Annotated in this window: 13 protein-coding genes and 3 pseudogenes; 9 read left to right on the top strand and 7 right to left on the bottom strand. The window is 61.7% G+C overall.

The annotated features are described in order from the left end of the window. Positions 1 to 876, bottom strand: an 876-nt coding sequence (locus tag NTD85_RS27375) for an AraC family transcriptional regulator (RefSeq protein WP_262143727.1), incomplete at its 3' end; no start/stop codon positions are given. 211 nt (positions 877 to 1,087) lie between these two features. Here NTD85_RS27375 and NTD85_RS27370 point away from each other — a divergent pair. Genes NTD85_RS27370 through NTD85_RS27360 form a run of 3 tightly spaced genes read left to right on the top strand, consistent with a single transcriptional unit; the run spans position 1,088 to position 5,873 of the window. Continuing rightward, on the top strand, positions 1,088 to 2,683 hold the full coding sequence (locus NTD85_RS27370) for an FAD-binding oxidoreductase (RefSeq protein WP_262143726.1): 1,596 nt from the start codon (positions 1,088 to 1,090) through the stop codon (positions 2,681 to 2,683). Between the two features lie 5 nt (positions 2,684 to 2,688). Next, positions 2,689 to 4,284: a glycerol-3-phosphate dehydrogenase/oxidase gene (locus NTD85_RS27365; protein WP_262143725.1), complete on the top strand. Its 1,596-nt coding sequence runs from the start codon at positions 2,689 to 2,691 to the stop codon at positions 4,282 to 4,284. Between the two features lie 20 nt (positions 4,285 to 4,304). Then, positions 4,305 to 5,873, top strand: coding sequence for an FGGY-family carbohydrate kinase (locus NTD85_RS27360; RefSeq protein ID WP_262143724.1), 1,569 nt, complete (start codon positions 4,305 to 4,307; stop codon positions 5,871 to 5,873). A 14-nt stretch (positions 5,874 to 5,887) separates the two neighbouring features. On the opposite strand, the pseudogene NTD85_RS27905 reads toward NTD85_RS27360, so the two are convergent. Next, a pseudogene (locus NTD85_RS27905) lies at positions 5,888 to 5,983 on the bottom strand (metal ABC transporter ATP-binding protein); the annotation flags it as partial. Positions 5,984 to 6,113: 130 nt separating this feature from the next. Between NTD85_RS27905 and NTD85_RS27355 the strand changes: the two are divergent. From NTD85_RS27355 to NTD85_RS27340, 4 genes are all read left to right on the top strand, one after another. Then, positions 6,114 to 7,403, top strand: a complete 1,290-nt coding sequence (locus NTD85_RS27355) for a phospholipase (RefSeq protein ID WP_262143723.1) — start codon at positions 6,114 to 6,116, stop codon at positions 7,401 to 7,403. A gap of 48 nt (positions 7,404 to 7,451) precedes the next feature. Continuing rightward, the gene (locus tag NTD85_RS27350) at positions 7,452 to 9,410 is read left to right on the top strand and encodes a DUF1302 domain-containing protein (protein WP_262143722.1); all 1,959 of its coding nucleotides are present in this window, start codon (positions 7,452 to 7,454) and stop codon (positions 9,408 to 9,410) included. A gap of 148 nt (positions 9,411 to 9,558) precedes the next feature. Beyond that, positions 9,559 to 10,932, top strand: a complete 1,374-nt coding sequence (locus NTD85_RS27345) for a DUF1329 domain-containing protein (protein WP_262143721.1) — start codon at positions 9,559 to 9,561, stop codon at positions 10,930 to 10,932. Between the two features lie 187 nt (positions 10,933 to 11,119). Beyond that, the gene (locus NTD85_RS27340; protein ID WP_217436894.1) at positions 11,120 to 11,356 is read left to right on the top strand and encodes a FitA-like ribbon-helix-helix domain-containing protein; all 237 of its coding nucleotides are present in this window, start codon (positions 11,120 to 11,122) and stop codon (positions 11,354 to 11,356) included. A gap of 171 nt (positions 11,357 to 11,527) precedes the next feature. Here the strand turns inward: NTD85_RS27340 and NTD85_RS27900 are convergent. Both NTD85_RS27900 and NTD85_RS27895 read right to left on the bottom strand, forming a co-directional pair. Further along, a pseudogene (locus NTD85_RS27900) lies at positions 11,528 to 12,124 on the bottom strand (methyl-accepting chemotaxis protein); the annotation flags it as partial. 309 nt (positions 12,125 to 12,433) lie between these two features. Further along, a pseudogene (locus NTD85_RS27895) lies at positions 12,434 to 13,414 on the bottom strand (methyl-accepting chemotaxis protein); the annotation flags it as partial. Positions 13,415 to 13,702: 288 nt separating this feature from the next. Here NTD85_RS27895 and NTD85_RS27330 point away from each other — a divergent pair. Next, a complete protein-coding gene (locus NTD85_RS27330) occupies positions 13,703 to 14,371 on the top strand; it encodes a histidine phosphatase family protein (RefSeq protein ID WP_262143719.1) in 669 nt (222 codons plus the stop codon). A gap of 76 nt (positions 14,372 to 14,447) precedes the next feature. On the opposite strand, the gene NTD85_RS27325 is transcribed toward NTD85_RS27330, so the two are convergent. Both NTD85_RS27325 and rimJ read right to left on the bottom strand, forming a co-directional pair. Continuing rightward, positions 14,448 to 15,926, bottom strand: coding sequence for an ArnT family glycosyltransferase (locus NTD85_RS27325; protein ID WP_262143718.1), 1,479 nt, complete (start codon positions 15,924 to 15,926; stop codon positions 14,448 to 14,450). A gap of 30 nt (positions 15,927 to 15,956) precedes the next feature. Continuing rightward, positions 15,957 to 16,544 carry a ribosomal protein S5-alanine N-acetyltransferase gene (gene rimJ, locus NTD85_RS27320; RefSeq protein WP_262143717.1) on the bottom strand — a complete coding sequence of 196 codons (588 nt, stop codon included), beginning with the start codon at positions 16,542 to 16,544 and terminating at the stop codon, positions 15,957 to 15,959. A gap of 142 nt (positions 16,545 to 16,686) precedes the next feature. On the opposite strand from rimJ, the gene NTD85_RS27315 reads away from it, so the two are divergent. Beyond that, positions 16,687 to 17,259: a GNAT family N-acetyltransferase gene (locus NTD85_RS27315; RefSeq protein ID WP_262143716.1), complete on the top strand. Its 573-nt coding sequence runs from the start codon at positions 16,687 to 16,689 to the stop codon at positions 17,257 to 17,259. A gap of 90 nt (positions 17,260 to 17,349) precedes the next feature. Here the strand turns inward: NTD85_RS27315 and NTD85_RS27310 are convergent, their stop codons facing one another. After that, positions 17,350 to 18,756 (bottom strand): DUF2252 domain-containing protein, encoded by a 1,407-nt coding sequence (locus NTD85_RS27310; protein ID WP_262143715.1) that lies wholly within the window; start codon positions 18,754 to 18,756, stop codon positions 17,350 to 17,352. Positions 18,757 to 18,812 lie beyond the last annotated feature (56 nt).

Below are 18,812 nucleotides of genomic sequence, written 5' to 3'. Positions count from 1 at the left end.
CTCCGCCAGCTCCTGACGCAAATCATCCAGAATCTGCTGATACGACGTCCCCGCCTGATGCAACTGCCGTTGCAACGTGCGCACCGACACCGCGAGCTGCTCGGCCACCTGTTCCTTGCGCGGCAAGCCTTCCTTGAGCAACTGGCGCAGGATGCTTTTGACCCGCTGCTCCAGCGATGCATCCTCCAGCGTTGCCATCAAGCCCATCGCGTGTTCTTCCAGCGTACGCAGCAATTGCGCATCGGCCTGACGCAGCGGTAATTGCAGATACGCCAGCGGCACGATCAGCGCCGAATAGGCCTGCTCGAACAGCACCGGGCAATCGAAAAAAGCTTCGTACTGCGCCTGGGTAGCGTCTGGCGGGCACGGATGTTCCAGCCACACGGCGGCGGGCGACATCTGCGTGTCGGCGATCCAGCGTGCATATTGCAGCCAGGAGCCGAGGACGTTTTCCACCAGATGCCGGCGAATCCGCGGACGCTCGTAGCGGCAAGTCCAGATCAGATGCACGTGGCCGTCTTGCACTTCGGCGCGGCTGACGCCCATGTCGCCCACCAGTTTTTCGAACGGCATGATCCGGCTCATGGCATCGCCCAGGGTCGCGCAGTTCATGGTGATGTAACCGAGCACGCTCCAGGAATTGGGCAGGACGAAGTTTGCCGCGTTGAGACCAAACAGCGGATCGCCCGAGTGCTCGCAGAAATAATCGAGTAGGCGTTCATGGGTTTCGCCCGGCAGGCGCAGGCTGTTGTCGCTCAGTTGCTGCGCCTGCAATCCGGCTGCCGCCAACGCCGGCTCGATGGCCATGCCCAGTTGCTCGGCATGGCGCACGTATTTGAGCAGCGGCGGAACCGAGGTGAAGCCGAGCGATTGCATGATCCGAATTCCTTGATCAAGGCCTGCGTGAGCGAATGAATGCCTGAAAGGTAATTTGAAACCCCGACTAAAGTAAATGGCTGGCACTTGCGCGACGTTTGACTCAATTGGCTACTCGAACTGGCCGGATGCGACCGTGACACTTTTGGGCCGCTGACTAGTATGGAGGCCTGCCACATCACTGATCAGACTGCATAAGAAGGACACACGCATGCGACGCTGGAACGGCTGGGGAGAGGCAACAACGGTGGTCGAACTGCCGGCCCAGGGCGCGAGTTTTCTCCATGAACGGCTGGGGGCCGGGCGCGCGTTGCCCGATGCCACGCTGGAGTCGGCATTGGCGCGGGTGCCGCTCTCACGATTGGCGGCGCACACCTTGTACAGCGTCGACGCCCATGATCGCCTGCTGCATGCCCGGGGCCAGAGCCTGCCGGACTGGCTGGCGTTGCGCGAAGGGGCGCTGGGCATCTATCCCGACGCGGTGGCATTCCCCGAGACTGCCGAGCAGATCCGTCAATTGCTGGTCCTTGCCCATGAGCAGGACCTGTGCCTGATTCCCTACGGCGGCGGCACCTCAGTGGCCGGGCACATCAATCCGCCGGATTCGACGCGGCCGGTGGTGACCGTGTCGCTGGCGCGGATGAATCGCCTGATCGACCTCGACGAGCAGAGCCAATTGGCGACGTTCGGCCCCGGTGCCAGTGGCCCGCAGGTGGAAAGTCAGTTGCGCGCTCGCGGTTACACGCTGGGGCATTTCCCGCAGTCGTGGGAGTTGTCGACGCTGGGCGGTTGGGTCGCCAGTCGCTCCAGCGGTCAGCAGTCGTTGCGCTATGGGCGTATCGAGCAATTGTTCGCTGGCGGCACCCTGGAAACCTTCGCCGGCCCCTTGGAAATTCCGACCTTTCCAGCCTCGGCCGCGGGGCCTGATCTGCGCGAAGTGGTGCTCGGTTGCGAGGGCCGCTTCGGGATCATTTCCGAGGTCAAGGTACGGGTCAGTCCGCTGCCCACCGATGAGCGTTTTTACGGCGTTTTCCTGCCCAGTTGGAGCAAGGCGCTGCAAGCGATCCGCCAACTGGCCCAGGCGCGGGTGCCGCTGTCGATGCTGCGCCTGTCGAACGCGGTGGAGACCGAAACCCAACTGGCGCTGGCCGGTCATCCGCAGCAGATCGCCTGGCTGGAAAAGTATCTGAACCTGCGCGGTGCCGGTGAAGGCAAGTGCCTGCTGACCTTCGGCGTGACCGGCAACCGTCGGCAAAACGCGCTGTCGCTGAGCCAGGCGCGGCAGCATCTGAAAGCCTTCGGCGGTGTGTTCACCGGCACCTTGCTCGGCAAGAAGTGGGCGCAGAACCGCTTCCGTTTCCCCTACCTGCGCGAGAACCTGTGGAACGCCGGCTACGTGGTCGACACCCTGGAAACGGCCACCGACTGGAGCAACGTCGACCACCTGCTCAACCTGATCGAAAACAGCCTGCGTGACGCGTTGGCGGCGGAGGGTGAGCGGGTGCATGTGTTCACCCATTTGTCCCACGTCTACGGCGAGGGTTCGAGCATCTACACCACCTACGTGTTTCGCCCGGCGGCGGATTATCCGGCGACGCTGGCGCGCTGGCAGGCACTCAAGCACGCGGCCAGCCAGACCATCGTCGACAACCACGGCACCATCAGCCACCAGCACGGCGTCGGCAAGGATCACGCGCCGTATCTGCCGCGCGAGAAAGGCGCACTGGCGATGGATACCTTGCAGGCGCTGAGCAAGCACTTCGATCCGGCCGGGCGCCTCAACCCCGGCACGCTGTTGCAGGAGTGACGGTCATGCACCCGGACTGGAACGCTGCGTGGCGCCAGCAAACCTTGCCGACATTGGCCGACGAAACCTGGGATCTGATCGTCATCGGCGGCGGCATCAGCGGTGCCGGCATCCTGCGCGAAGCGGCGCGGCGGGGCTGGCGTTGTCTGCTACTGGAGCAACGGGATTTTGCCTGGGGCACCTCTAGCCGATCATCGAAAATGGTCCATGGCGGTTTGCGTTACATCGCCAAGGGCCAGTGGCGCCTGACCCGCGATTCGGTGCGCGAGCGCCAGCGTCTGCTCAACGAAGCGCCGGGGCTGGTGGAGCCGATGAGCTTCATGATGCCGCACTACCGTGGCGGCTTTCCTGGGCCGCGTGTGTTCGGTGGCTTGTTGTCGGTGTACGACGCGTTGGCGGGACGCCGCAGCCATCGTTTTCATGATGCGCAGCAACTGCGTTTTCTGGCGCCGGGGCTGAAGGAAAATCACCTGCTCGGCGGTACCTGTTTTGTCGATGCGCTGACCGATGACGCACGGCTGGTGATGCGCGTATTGAGCGAAGCGCGGGCCGATGGTGCGGCGGTGCTCAACGGGGTGCGCGTCGAACATTTGCTGCGCGAAAACGGTCGGGTGTGTGGGGTGCAGATCGAGGACTGCGAAGCGGGTGGATCGCTGCAATTGCGTTGCGGCGTGCTGGCGGTGGCGACCGGCGCGTGGGCTGAGCGCCTGCGTTTGCCCGAGGCTCCGCGACAGTTGCGGCCATTGCGCGGCAGCCATCTGCTGCTGCCGGGCTGGCGCTTGCCAGTGGCGCAGGCGTTCACGTTTCTGCATGCGCGCGACCGTCGGCCAGTGTTCGTTTTTCCGTGGGAAGGGGCAACGGTGGTTGGCACCACCGACCTCGATCATCGCGAGAATCTGGATCAGAGCGCGAGCATCAGCGCTGACGAACTCGACTATCTGCTGGCGGCTTGCACGCAACAATTTCCAGGTGCCGAAGTGACGGCGAGCGATGTGCTGTCGACCTGGTCCGGCGTGCGTCCGGTGGTGGGCAGCGCGGCGGCTGAGCAGCAAGGCAAGCCGTCGAATGAAACCCGTGAACATGTGCTGTGGCAGGAGCCGGGTTGCGTCACCCTGGCCGGCGGCAAACTGACGACGTTTCGCCCGCAAGCCATCGAAGTGCTCAAGGCCTGCGCCGACATGCTTGGCCGCGATTTCGAAGATCACGGCGCGCCGGTGTTCGCAGCCGTCCCGCCACTGACCATTCCCGAACTCAGCCCGCAACAGTATCGACGTCTGGCCGGCAGGCACGGCCGTGATCTGCCGCGACTGGCGCAGCTGATCACCGAGTTGGGCCACGAAACGGTCGGCAATACCGACACCTTGTGGGCAGAACTGGCCTTCGCCTGCGAGGCGGAAATGGTCCTGCACCTCGATGATCTGTTGCTGCGCCGCACCCGACTGGGCCTGTTGCTGGCGCGCGGTGGCGAAGAGCATTTCGCTGCCATCCGCCAACGCTGCCAGCCACGTCTGGGCTGGGACGATGCACACTGGCAGCAAGAGCTGCAACGTTACCGGGCGTTGTGGCAACGCCATCACGGTCTGCCGGATGCCACGCCTTGAGGCCCCTTGAAGAGAGCGCCATGGATAACCACCCGAACACGCGTTACCTGCTGGCGATCGACAACGGCACCCAGAGCGTGCGCGCATTGCTCTTCGATTTGCAGGGCAATCTGCTCAGTAAAGGCAAGGTCGAGTTGCAGGCGTATTACTCGATGCAACCGGGCTGGGCCGAGCAGGACCCGGAATATTATTGGGCAAAACTCGGCGAGGCCTGTCAGCAGGTGTGGGCGCAAACCGGGATTGATCGCTCGCAGATTGCCGGGGTGTCGCTGACCACTCAGCGCGGCACGGTGATCAACGTCGATGCTCAGGGCAAGCCGCTGCGCCCGGCCATTCTGTGGCTCGATCAGCGCCAGAGCGAAGTCGAGGGCGGGATCAAGGGACCGTGGGGCTGGCTGTTCAAACTGGTCGGCGCTCAGGCCACCGTGGATTACTTTCGCGCTCAGGCCGAGGCCAACTGGATCGCCAGACACCAGCCTGAAGTATGGGCAGCGACCGACAAGTTTTTGCTGCTCTCGGGGTTTCTCACCCATCGTTTGTGTGGGCGCTTTGTCGACTCGGTGGGTTGCTGCGTCGGCTATCTGCCGTTCGACTTCAAACGGTTGAAATGGGCCGCGCCCAGCGACTGGAAATGGCAGGCGCTGGCGGTGCGTCCGGAGCAATTGCCAACCTTGCACAAACCTGGCGAAACCCTTGGGTATATCAGCGCTGAAGCGAGCCGTCACACGGGGATTCCCGAGGGGGTGCCGCTGATTGCCGCGGGCGCTGACAAGGCCTGCGAAGTGGTGGGTTCCGGCGTGGTCGATGCGAGCACGGTGTGCCTGTCCTACGGCACCACGGCGACGATCACCAGCACTCGCTCGCGCTATCTGGAAATCGTCCCGCTGATCCCGCCGTACCCCTCGGCGGTGCCGGATCAGTACAACTGCGAGGTGATGATTTATCGCGGTTACTGGATGGTCAGCTGGTTCAAGAACGAGTTCGGCCTGCGCGAGATGCAGCAGGCAAAAGAGCAGGGCATTGAACCCGAGCAACTGTTCGATGCGCTGGTGAATGCGGTGCCGCCGGGATCGATGGGGCTGATGCTGCAACCGTACTGGTCGCCGGGGATTCGTGAGCCGGGTGTCGAAGCCAAAGGCGCGATGATCGGCTTCGGCGACGTGCACACCCGCGCGCACATTTACCGGGCGATTCTGGAAGGGCTGGCGTATGCGCTGCGCCAAGGCCTGGAGAACATCGAGAAGCGCTCGAAGGTGTCGATCAAGCGCCTGCGAGTGGCCGGTGGCGGTTCGCAGAGTGATGCGGCGATGCAGCTGACGGCGAATATTTTCGGTCTGCCGGCGGAGCGTCCGCATGTGTACGAAGCGTCCGGGCTGGGCGCGGCGATCTGTTGTGCGGTGGGGTTGGGCTTGTATGCGGATTTCCCCACGGCAATCGCGGCGATGACGCGGGTGGGCGCGGTGTTCACACCGCAGCCCGAGGCGCAGCAGGTCTATGAGCGTTTGTACAACGAGGTGTACTTGCGCATGTACCGCCAGCTCAAACCGTTGTACCAGAGCATCCGCAAAATCACCGGTTACCCCGCTTAGCTGACCACCACCGTCCCCTGTGGGAGCGAGCTTGCTCGCGAATGCGGAGTGTCAGTCACTATTGTCTTGTCTGACCCACCGCTTTCGCGAGCAAGCTCGCTCCCACAAGGTTATGCGGTGGAATCGGAACCTCTTATGTGGCGCTATCGGAGAACTTTTCTGGTGAGATCGGACAGTGTCAGCGCCGGGGGCGGTTGTTAGGCTCAACCCCCACGGCACCTCCAATAAGAATTAAAAGCAATGAAGCTGACATTTCTCCTGTTGCTGCTTTGTGCAATGGCCCCGACGGCGTGGGGCTGGTCGAACCACACGGTGGGCAGCTATCTGGCGTTGCAGGAATTGCCAACGCTGCGCGATGCGCCGCCGGTTGAGGTCGAGCCGCTGGAGCGTTTTCTTGTCGAGCAATATCCGGCCGTGGTCGCACTGCTGGAACAACAGGAACACTTCGCCCGTGAACACTTCACCCAGTACCCGCCGCGCCCCGACAATCTGAAGCTGCCCGCGGTGCCGGGCGACAATCTGCGCCACGATTTTCTCACGGCGTTGCGGCTCAATCCGCGCATTCCTCTGGCGATGGTCATTCAGCCGCTGCCGGGCCAAGACCTGCCCGAACGCGAACACCTCAGTGCCGATCAGGTGATGGTCGAGCAGACGCTTTCGCCATGGAATCGTCAGCGTTTCATTCGCGTGGCGGACGGCGAGAAAGTCGCGGCGCTGGCGGTATTGGCGACCGCTGCTGATGAGCCGGATTACGGTCACGACATCAATCTGTTCAGCGATAACCCCGGCGAGGTCGGCGCGCTGTATGGCTTCGGCCCGCAGCCGTTCGGCGATGCGCGTTTTCAGTACAGCTCGCAGGCGCCGTTCCACATGGGCTTCTTTCATGAAAGCGCGGTGGTGTATGCCGCTGCCGGATTTCTTCAGCGCAGTTGGCCGGACTGGCGCGCCTATCAGTATCTGGGCCTGGCGCGTTTGGCGTTTGCCAGTGGCCATTCTTACTGGGGATACCGCTTTCTCGGATGGGGCGTGCACCACGTGCAGGACCTGACCCAGCCGTATCACGCCAAGCCATTGCCCGGGGTCGAGCTGCCGAGTCTGTTGCTGCTGGAAGGCAAGGCGCTGGCCGGTTTTGCCGATGATAAAAAAGCCTCGATCGAACGCGTCGCCACCCGCCATATGGAAATCGAAAAGTATCAATCGACCTGGTTGCGCCGTGTGCTACGCGCCGGTCAGGCGCATCCGATGCTCGCGGCCTACGCCGATGTCGCTCAAGACCAACAGTATCCGCCGTACTCGGTGGACTACTTGCGCGAAGTGGTCAGCGCCGAGTCAGTCGAGGACTCGGCGGCGTTCGATGAAGCCATCGGCCAGTGGTTGGAAACGGCGCCGCTGACCAGTGATTTCAGCAGCGGCAATCAGTTGCAGCGCGAGACATTCGAGCATCCGGCACTCAATCAGCAGCTGTTCAAACTGCTCGGACATTTCGGCGCGCACAGCCGGATTTATGTCCGTGCGGGACTGGCACCGTAGCCATCGCGGCCACGCAAAAAAACAATAAGAACAAGGAAGGAGGAACCCATGATCAACACTCGATTGCGCCTCACCGGCGTGGCACTGCCCGGTGTCGGCCTGGCAGGGCTGCTGCAACTCTGCGCGGTGGATGCGCTGCAGGCTGCCGAGTTCAGCGTGCTGGACAATCAAGTCACCGGCTCGATCGACACGACCCTGTCCTATGGGCGTTTGTGGCGGGTGCAGGGCCGCGACAAGAACAACGATGACGTCAACACCAACGACGGCAATCGCAACTTCGACACCGGGCTGGTTTCCGAGGTGTACAAGATCACTTCGGAGCTGGAGGCCAACTACCAGAACTACGGGATGTTCCTGCGCGGCACGGCGTTCTACGACACCCAGTTGATGGACAAGCGCAACGATTACTACCGCAACAACAACCCGGCGCAGCCGAGCCAGAGCTACCCGCAGGACGACCGTTTCACCAGCCAGACCCGCGACATCGCCGGCAGCCGGATCGAGATGCTCGACGCTTATGTCTACGGCAACTGGGACGTGGCGCAGATGCCGGTGACTGCACGGGTCGGGCGTCAGGTGTTCAACTGGGGCGAGGGGATTTTCTATCGCGGCGGGATCAACACCACCAACCCGGTGGACGCGGCGAAATACCGTTTGCCGGGGGCCGAGGTCAAGGAAGTGCTGATGCCGGTGGAGGCCGTGAGCTTCAACATCGGCCTCAGCGATTCGCTGACCCTGGAGAGCTTCTATCAGACCAACTGGAAGGAAACCCGCATCGACCCGGTCGGCACTTTCTACTCGCAGACCGACCTGTTCGCCGATGGCGGCAACACCGGTTACAACAACTTCAGCGGCACCGCGCTCGATACCCCGGTGCCGGGCTTCGGCAACGTCATCGGTCTGTACAGCGCACTGGGCAACAACCCGTTGCTCGGCCCGGCGCTGAAAAGCACCGGCCTGTACGCCAACGGTGTGACCCCGGCCTACGGCAACACGCTGAAAGTGGCGTCGATCGGCAAGGACTACAACGCGCGCAACGACGGCCAGTTCGGCTTCGCCTTCCGCTACATCGCCGAGGAACTCAACAGCACCGAGTTCGGCCTGTACCTGGTCAATTACCACGCCAAGGAACCGACCATTGCCGCTGACCTCGGTGGCTACAAAGGCATCGACATGAATGCCCTGACCAATATGCTCTCCAGCGTCGCTGGCAGTCAGGCCGGGGCGCTGGCGAATGGTCTGGCAACAGCCGACGTGATGGGCAATATTCAGGCGCATCGGCGCTATGCCGAAGACATTCGCATGTATGGTTTCAGCTTCAACACCACTTTGGGCCAGGCCTCGGTATTCGGCGAAATTGCCTATCGGCCGAACCTGCCAATCGGCATCGCCGCGACTAACGACTTGATCGGCGACCTGGCCAACGGTGCCGCTGTGGCGGTCACCGGCAAGGCGATCAACGTCGGCGGGCAGATGGTCACCCTCGACAGCGAGATCAACAACGCCGAGCGCGTGGAGGCGTTCAATACCTCGCTGGGCAGCATCTACAACTTCGGCCCGACGCTGTCGTTCGACTCGATGTTCGGCATCTTCGAACTGGCCTCCGAACACCTGCGCGGCAGCAGTCTGCAATACACCGCCTACGACGGCAGCACGCGTTATTACGCCGGTACCGGCAACACCTCTTATGTGTCCGGCGGTGATCGTGACGATCAGGTCAATCGCAACTCCTACAGCTACACGGTGATGTTCAACGGCACCTGGAACGACGTGTACGCCGGGGTGAACGTGTCGCCGTACGTCGTCTACAAGGACGACTTCAAGGGCAACAGCTATCAGGCCGGCAACACCATCGACGGGCGCAAGGCCTACACCCTGGGGATCAAGGCCAACTACCAGAACAAGCTCGAAGCCGAGGTGCAATACACCAACTTCTGGGGCGGCGGACAGAACAACGGGATTCGCGACCGCGACAACGTCGGGTTCAACCTCAAGTATTTCTTGTGAGTACCAAACACAATTTTTGCGGCAGCTCATCCCCTGTGGGAGCGAGCTTGCTCGCGAAGAGGCCGGCATATTCAACACAGATGTCGCCTGACAAACCGCTTTCGCGAGCAAGCTCGCTCCCACAGGTTTTTGTACTTCGGAGAAGATCATGTTCCACACTTCAAGACTGACCAAGATCTCGCTGGCACTCGTTCTCGGCCTTGTCACCGGCAGCACGCTGGCCGCCATCACCCCGCAACAAGCCGAACAACTGAAAACCACCCTCACGCCCATGGGCGCCGAGCGCTCGGGCAACGCCGCCGGCACCATTCCGGCCTGGACCGGCGGCATCACCCAGGCGCCCGCCGGCTACAAACCGGGCCAGCATCACCCGGATCCGTATGCGGCGGACAAGCCGTTGTTCACCATTACCAAGGCCAATCTCGACCAGTACAAGGCCCACCTCAGCCCCGGTCAGATTGCGCTGTTCAACAGCTACCCCGACACGTTCCAGATGCCGGTCTATCCGTCGCGTCGTTCCGGTTCGGCGCCGCAGTGGCTGTATGACAACACCCTGAAGAACGCGACCTCGGCCAAGCTGCTGGAGGGCGGCAGCGGATTCGCCGATGCCTACGGTGGTGTACCGTTCCCGGTGCCCAAGGACGGCATCGAAGTGCTGTGGAACCACATCACCCGTTATCGCGGGATTTACGTGGTACGTCGCGCCTCCGAAGCCCCGGTGCAGCGCAACGGCAGCTTTGCCCTCGTCACCTCGCAGCAGGAAGCGCTGTTCAACTTCTACCGTCCGGGCGGGCAGTACGCCGACCTGAAAAACATCCTGTTCTACTACCTCGCTTTCGTGAAAAGTCCGGCGCGCCTGGCCGGTGGTGCGGCGTTGGTGCACGAGATGCTCGATCAGCTCAAGGACCCGCGCCAGGCCTGGGTCTACGACGCCGGCCAACGCCGCGTGCGCCGCGCGCCGAACCTGGCATATGACACGCCGATCGCCTCGTCCGATGGCCTGCGCACGGCGGACGATACCGACCTGTTCAACGGCTCGCCGGATCGCTACGACTGGAAGCTCAAGGGCAAGCAGGAAATCTACATTCCCTACAACAACTACAAGGTCGGCAGCCCCGACGTGAAGTACGCACAACTGCTGACCCCGGGCCACCTCAACCCGCAATTCACCCGCTACGAGCTGCACCGCGTGTGGGTGGTCGAAGGCAACCTCAAGCCGGGCGCGCGGCATATCTATTCCAAACGCGTGCTGTTTCTCGACGAGGACAGCTGGGGCGCGGCGCTGGTTGATCAATACGATGGGCGAGGGGAGTTGTGGCGGGTGTCGATGGCCTACCTGAAAAACTTCTACGACCTGCCGACCACCTGGAGCGCACTGGACGTGTTCCACGACCTGCAGGCCCGCCGTTACTACGTGCAGAACCTCGACAACGAAGAAGCCTCCACCGTGGACTTCTCGCAACCGGTGCCGGAAGACGCGTATTTCATGCCGTCGGCGTTGCGCCAGCGTGGTACGCGCTAAGGGTCACCGGACTGATGATCGAACGCAATCCCTGTAGGAGCTGCCGAAGGCTGCGATCTTCTGACTTTGATTTTAAAAACAAGATCAAAAGATCGCAGCCTGCGGCAGCTCCTACAAAGGCTCGATCAAATGGCGTTACAACCTGAAAACGAAGATTCGTAAACCGAGTGGTAGTCTCGCTGCTTCGATGGCTGTATCGCTGGAGTACATTGTGGCGAGTTTGACTATCAGCAATCTTGACCTTCAGCTCTATGAAGAACTGCAGTTAGCGGCAGATATTAATAATCGTTCGATTGAAGAGCACGCGCGTGTGATGTTGCAGAAAGCGCTCGAGCAGAATCAATCTGCCGCTGGCTTGGGGACTCGAATTCATAGACGATTTAATAATGTCGGTGACGTTGAATTGGATGTGCCTTCACGCTGAAGCCAGTATTTTCTCGGCATCGCCAATTTTCAGTGGCAGTAAATCTGACCCAATCGCGGGCAAGCCCGCTCCCACAGGTTTTTCGGTCGTTCACATATTCCGTGTTCGACTCGTTTCCTGTGGGAGCGGGCTTGCCCGCGATTGGATTTACCCTTTGGTGCTGACTGAAAATCAGACGCGGAAGTGGCTGACCATCTGCTGCAACTGACCACCCAGGCGTGCCAGTTCAACGCTGGACGCTGCGGTTTCATCGCTGGCCGCGGCGGTCTGTTCCGATACGTCGCGCACGTTGATGATGCTGCGGCTGATTTCTTCGGCCACGGCGCTTTGCTGTTCGGCGGCTGCGGCGATCTGCTGGTTCATCGACTGGATGTTCGACACCGTGCGGGTGATGTTTTCCAGGGAGTCGCCAGCCTTGCGGGTCAGGGCCACGCTGCTGTCGGTCAGGGCGCGGCTGTTGTTCATCACGGCAGCGACTTGCTGGGTGCCGTTCTGCAGACCGGCGACCAGGCCTTCGATTTCTTCGGTGGATTTCTGCGTACGCTGGGCGAGGCCACGGACTTCGTCGGCGACCACGGCAAAACCACGCCCGGCTTCACCGGCACGCGCCGCTTCGATTGCGGCGTTGAGCGCCAGCAGGTTGGTCTGTTCGGCCACGGCCTTGATCACGTCCATGACGCTGCCGATCTTGTCGCTTTCCTGTTGCAGCACGCTCATGGCTTCAGTGGAACGCACCACTTCGCTGGCCAGGCGCTCGATCTGGGCGATGGCTTCGTTGACCACCTTGTCGCCTTCACGGGCTTCGCCGTCAGCGGCGGCAGCGGCTTGCGAGGCTTCTTCGGCGTTGCGCGCGACTTCCTGCACGGTGGCGGTCATCTCGTGCATGGCGGTGGCCACCTGGTCGGTCTCGACCTTCTGGCTGTTGACACCGGCGCTGGTTTGTTCGGTCACGGCCGAGAGTTCCTCGGCGGCGCTGGCGATCTGGGTCACGCCGTCGCGGATGCCGCTGATCAGGTCGCGCAGGGTCACGCCCATGCGTGCGATGCCTTGTTGCAGCACGCCGAGTTCGTCGCGGCGGGTGACGGTGACGTTCTGGGTCAGGTCGCCGCTGGCAATGCGCTCGACCACGGCCAGGGTCTCTTGCAGCGGACGGGTGATCTGACGGGTGATGATCACCGCGGCAATCACACCGACCAACAGCGCCAGCAGGGTGCTGATCAACTGGAAGGTACGGGCCTGGGCGCTTTCGATGTCGCGACGGTCGAGCTGGATCTGGTACAGCTGCTCGCTGGTGTTGACGATCGCGGTGCCCTGATCGGTCATCTCTTTACGCGCCTGCACCGCTTCGCTGTTGGCGTTCTTGTACGCCTGCAATGCGCTGCGGTAGTTGGTCAGGGCGGTTTCCAGCTGACGGAGCGTGTCTTGCTGGGTACCCGAGAAGTGCGTGTTCAACTGCTTGAGGCTGTCGATGGCCACGTTCAGTTGGCCGACGGCTTTCTGCTCGGTTTCGGCATTGGTGGTGGCGGTGTAGCCGCGCACTTCATAGCGCGCGAGGATGAACGCTTCCTTGGCCTGGGTGATGGCCTGGAACTGCTCGAAACGCTGCTCGCTCATGTCCATTTGCTGCACGCGCTTGCTGATCGCTTCGATCAGGTTGTAAGCGGTGTCGGCGTTGGTGCCCATCACGTCGCGGGCACTGTTACCGGTGCGGTAGGCGTTGCGCATCTTGTTCAGCGAGGCTTGGTATTCGGCGATGGTCGCGGCCTGCTCTTTCAGCAGTTTGACGTTTTCCGGGCTCTTGAACTTGTTGATCAGCGCCTGCTGTTGCGCGGCGAAGCTTTCGAGGGTGGTTTGTACATTCTGCGCGGCAGTTTCGTCGCCGTTGGTCAGCATGTATTGCAGGCGCACCACACGCAGCTTGGTCAGGCCGGCGTTGAGCTGGGTGATGTCGCTCATCCAGTTGCTGCGGTCAATCAGGCCGCCGAGGCTGGTCCAGCCAGTCAGGGCGAGGACGCAGGTCAGGGCCAGGACCAGGCCGAAGCCCAGGCCCAATTTCATGTTCACGCTGATGTTGCCGAACCAGCTATTCATCACAATTCCTCCAGGAACGTAGAGCTACTTGATCGTCGGTCAGGCTGGAAGATTGTTGTTTTTTTGAGCCAGCAAGGGTGTTAGCAGGTTTGTATCGGCCGCAAACACGAGAGCTGAAAGGATTTTGTCCTACGGAATTTGTAACAAGAGCACTTCAAGACTTTTTTCACATGCGTTTCACTCGCTACTTACGCCCGCTTCCTTACCCTCGCCGCATCGAATTGACTGTGATGCATGCCGACGAGGCGGCCCGATGTGGAATTGAGACTGAGTCTGTTCGGCGTCAAACGCTCGATCTCCCTGAGCGGACTGGCCCGTTACCGCAATACCTGGGTGGTGCTCGCCACGTCGCTGCTGGTGATTCCGCTGACCCTGTGGCTGCTCGCCCCGGCGGCGGTGCCGGACCTGGCGCATGGCAATGTGTCCGGCGCCCGCGCGCTGGCGGCCGGGTGGGCCAAGGGCGACATGATCGTGCTGGTGCGTCACGTCGAGCGCTGCGATCACTCCCCGGCGCCGTGCCTGAGCGGCGATGATGGCATCACCGACCGCTCGCGCAGTGTCGCGGTGAGTGTCGGCGCACAGTTCGAGCATCTGGGCCTGAACCGCGTCGATATCTATAACAGCCCGATGCTGCGCACCGTGCAGACCGCCGGTTACATGTTCAACCGCGCGGCCAGCGAAGACTGGCTGATCAGTTGCAAGGGCCGCATCTTGCAGGAAGCGCTGGCGCACAAGATCCCGGGGCGCAATCTGATTCTGGTGACCCACAGTGAATGCATGGCGGAGCTGGAAAAGGATCTGGATGTACCGGTGTCTGACCCTGGCTATGGCTCTTCGCTGTTCGTTTCCGCCGCGAACAAGGCCGCCCCGCGCATGCTTGGCTTTATCGAGGCCTCCGACTGGCACTCAGTGACCACTCGATGAACTGAGGTGTGCAAAGCGTCAGCCCAAACAAAACCCGCCAGTCCGGCGGGTTTTTTATTGTCTGGCGCGAGGGGCGTCAGTAGCCGACGAAGTAGTACGCCTGACGCCCGACCATCATGGTCTTGAGCACTTTGAGTGGTGCGGCGGGTTCGCGGTCTGCCGAGATCACCGCGACGTTCGAGGGTGACGCGCTGAGGAAATCATGCAGTTGCGCGTCGGTGTCCAGCCCCTTGAGCACGCTTTGGGTGTAGAACACGCTGGCGCCGCCGACCCGTTCATTGGCCTGGAAAAGCGCGACCTGATGACCGTTGGCTTGCAGGGCCTGAATGTGTTCGGTCAATGGCAGGAACGACAACTCCTTGTCTGCGTTGGGCAGTGCCCACTGGGCCGCGCCGAGGTAGCTGGCGATCACCACCGTAAGCAGTCCTGCGGCAATCGCCTGACGATGACGGGCGACTTTTCCGATGAAGCGGTCGGTGGTTTCGCGCGCCTGCAAGCGATTGAACAACACGCGCGCGTACTCCGCCGCGATCACGGCAGCCGCCGGGGTCATCGACATCAGGTACACCGTGCGCTTGCTCGAGGCCAGGGTCAGCATGATGAACTGCGCAACGATCCACAGGCTGAAAAACAGCAGGTAACGGTTGGTCTTCAGCTCCTTGCGGAAATGCCACAGGCCCAAGTAGACCAGAATGTTCCACGGCAGGAACGCTTCCGGCAGTTTGGCCAGATAGTAATAGAACGGCTCGTAATGCCCGGCCTCGACGAACGAGCCGCTGAAGCGCCCGACGCTGTTGGTCAGCAGCACTTCAGCGACGGCGTGCGAACCACCGCGCTGGTAAAGCACGGCGAGCCAGATCAGCAACGGAATCAGACCCACGGCCGTGAGCAGGCCGGGACGCAGCCAGGCGCCGATCTTCAAGCGTTTGTCGATGAGGTTATCAGCCAGCAGGTAGGCGAAAATCACTACCCCAGGCATCGCCAGGCCGAGCACGCCCTTGCTCAAAGTAGCGATAGCGATCCCGACGATAAACAGCAGCGAGTTACTAGTGCTCGGTGCGCGTTGTGCCTGAAAGAACGCCAGCAGCGCCGTGGCCACGCCGAGCGCCAGCAGCGCATCCTCGCCGACCCCGCGCACGTTGCTCCAGTAACTGGCCATGGTCGCCAGCAGAATCCCCGCCGTCCAGGCGACCGCTTTCGGGCGCCCGAAACGGCGCAACATGCCGTACAGCAGCATCACGCTGAGCAACCCGGCCACCGCCGACGCCAGCCGCACCGCCCACGGCGAAACACCGAACACGCGCATGGCGCCGGCATCCAGCCACAGGCTCAGCGGTGGTTTTTCCAGAAACGGTTCGCCGAACAGGCGCGGCGTCACCCAGTCATCGTCCAGATGCATCTCCATGGCGATCCCGGCGACCCGGGCCTCGGTGGAGCCTTGCAACTGGTGGTTACCCAAAGCGAAAAAAAACAGCAGGGCGGCGAGTAGAAACAGTGAGGTGGCGGCACGCGGCATGGATTTCAGGCAACCGGAAAGGGCAGGAGCCTTGAGCATACTTCGCCAATGCTTAACAAATTGTGAAACTCACGCTAATTGGCGCGACCAGCGCTGTTCCGGTGCTTCGAACAACGGATTGACCAGCGCCGTCAGCACATGGTCCTGCCAGCGTCCGGCGATATTCAGATAAGCCTTGGCGTAACCCTCGCGCTCGAAACCCAGGCGCTCCAGCAGTCGCGCACTGCGCTCGTTACCGGGCATGTAGTTGGCCATGATCCGATGCAGGTTCTGCGTGTCGAACATGTAGCCGATGCCGGCCTCCAGACCTTCCTGCATCAAGCCTTGGCCCTGATGCGCGTGGTCGATGTGATAACCCAGATAACAGGCCTGAAACGCCCCGCGAATGATCCCGCTGAAATTGCACGCGCCGATCATCTGCTGGCCATCCGGCGTCAACAGAGCTAAATGCATCGCCAGCCCGGCCTCGAAAGCACTGGCCTGGACTTCAAGCCTGCGGCGAATCTGTTCGGTGGAAAAGTATTCGGTGGTGCGAATCGGCGACCAGGGCGCGAGGTGGCGCTGGTTGCGTGCATAGAAATCACTTTCCAGCTCGGCCTGTTCCGGAGCGAGGATGGCAAGCGTCAGGCGTTGGCAGGGCAGGCTCAGCAGTGACATCGGCGGCTCCGGTTGGCAGGGTCGAGGGACAGGATTGATCACGGGATGGAAAAAAACAAACCGCGCTGGCGTCCTGTAAATTTCTTTGGTTGAGTGCACAGGGTTATCGACTGCGGCATTTCCGGGATTGGAGGAACAAGCAATGGAATTTGCATTGACGGTAAATGGGTTGGCACTGCGTGTTCGGGCGCCGGACCCAGCGCTGGTCGCTCCGGTGCGGGAGGCGCTGAACGCCAGTTACCGCGAGCATGCGCTTTTTCTCGAGTGGGCGATCGAACATACCAGTGAGGAGCGGGCGCTGTCGTCCATGCTGCAAGCGCGTGATGACTTCGCCAGCGAGACCGGTGAGCGGCGCTTATTCATCGTGACTGAAGACGGACAAGCCGTCGTTGGCTGCATCGGTCTGGTGCCGCGTCGACGCAAGCGCTACGTCGTCGGTTATTGGGCCAACAGCGCGTTTGCCGGCAAGGGCTACATGCGCGAAGTGCTCCAGCAATTAGTCAGGCGCCTGTCTGAGTTCACCTTGTACCTGACCACATCGTCGGCCAACACCCGCAGTCAGCGTCTGGCTGAAGCGGCGGGGTTTGCGCTGATCAGGGTTCACCCACAGGCGCGGCAATCGCATCAGCACGGCGTGCAGGACACTTGGGTGTATCGCTCCGGCAGCAAACGCCAGGCAAAAAAAAGCCCGCGGGAGAGCGCGGGCGAACCGTAGTTTCTTGAATGAGCGAGCGGACTGTACCGTGTTGATCGCACCGGAGCAGTGAAGAAAAATTCATCTCGGTGGCGGCGGCTCTGCAACGCTTCAGGGCAGATGATCCGCGGCGAAATCGGCTTCCGAACGTGCGCGTAACCGGCCCTTTCGGCAGGCCTGCTGAAAGCGTTCGAAGTCGCGTTCGTTCTGCGCGGTGTAACTGCGGGCGTATTTGAACAGGGCGTCAGCCAAGGCATCGCCCTTGCCGATATAGCCGCTGATGACCGCCGCATTACCCGAGGCTTTGGCGTGCGCTCGGGCCAGCGCGCGACCACAGACCCGTGCATAGGCGGCGAAGGTTTCGGCGTCGAAGTTTTCCAGCTCGGCGGAGATCTTCATGTCGCGCAATTGCCGGACATAGAAAAACCGCCCGGTAGGGCCGGTGGTCCAGCCAAGAAACAGGTCGCTGGCCGATTGCATCAGGCGCTGACCCTCGACCACTCGCTGACCTTCATGGCGCGTCCGGCATTTGGCTTTCACGTAATCGGCCAGCACCGAGCGCCGCGCTTCCTTGAATTGCAGAAACAGCGGCGATTCCCGTTCGTCAGTCAGCAGCGCCACAAGACAGCGGGTGCCAACACTGCCCACGCCGACCACTTTGAACGCCAGATCCTGCACCTGAAACCGCGAGAGCAATTCCCGACGGTCAGCCTGCAGCGTGGTCCTATAATCGCGCATGAACGCTTCGGACAGCGGGCGCCAGTCTGACAGCCGCAGCCAGTCATCATCGGCGTCGAGCAGCGTGGTGTTGTTGTGCAGGTGAAAGATTTCCGGCAAGTCGTCGCGAATGACCAGCCGCCCGTTGGCGTCGCGCTCGCTGATCTTCGGCAGCAACTCGGCGTGGGTGCGCCGTTCGGCTTTATCGACGGCACGCTGTACATGCTCCAGCGCACTCTTGCGCGCCTGATCGAGCAAGTCTTCGTACTTGATCGAGTCGTACCAGGTTTCCAGCGCACTCTGCTCGGCGCACTCAAGCATCGTCGCCTGATAGGCGCCCACCATCTGCCGGCACACCTCTTCCTGAACCGAATCACCATGGCGCAAATCACGGGTGGCGATCACAAAACTGGCCGCCAGACGCTTCAGATCCCACTCCCACGGCCCTGGGTGAGCCTCGTCGAAATCGTTGACGCTGAACAACAGATTGCGCTCCGGCGTGGCAAAACCGCCGAAATTCATCAAATGCGCGTCACCGCAGATTGGCCCGACCAGCCCCATGTTCTCGGTGTCCGAGAGATCGTGCGCCTGCAGCAACGCGTTGCCGCGAAAGAAGGCGAACGGCGACACTAGCATCCGTCCGTAACGCAACTCCACCAGTGAGGCGACGCGGCCCTGACTGGAGGCCTTGATCAGTGGGATCGGATCGCGGCTCATTTTGCCGGTGGTGGCGTGGGCGCTGCGCGAGCAATTCTTGCGGGCGTCCTTGCCTTGCTTCATGCGGTCTTGGAGGGTGGTCATGAGCGCTCGTCGTGGCGGTGGGGGCGGTGTGAGTGTAGAGCGGCGGTGTGCGCTTA

The sequence above is a fragment of the Pseudomonas sp. 13B_3.2_Bac1 genome (genome assembly GCF_025466205.1).
GTDB classification, from domain to species: domain Bacteria; phylum Pseudomonadota; class Gammaproteobacteria; order Pseudomonadales; family Pseudomonadaceae; genus Aquipseudomonas; species Aquipseudomonas fluorescens_H.
This window is presented reverse-complemented; position numbering and strand designations above follow the sequence as displayed.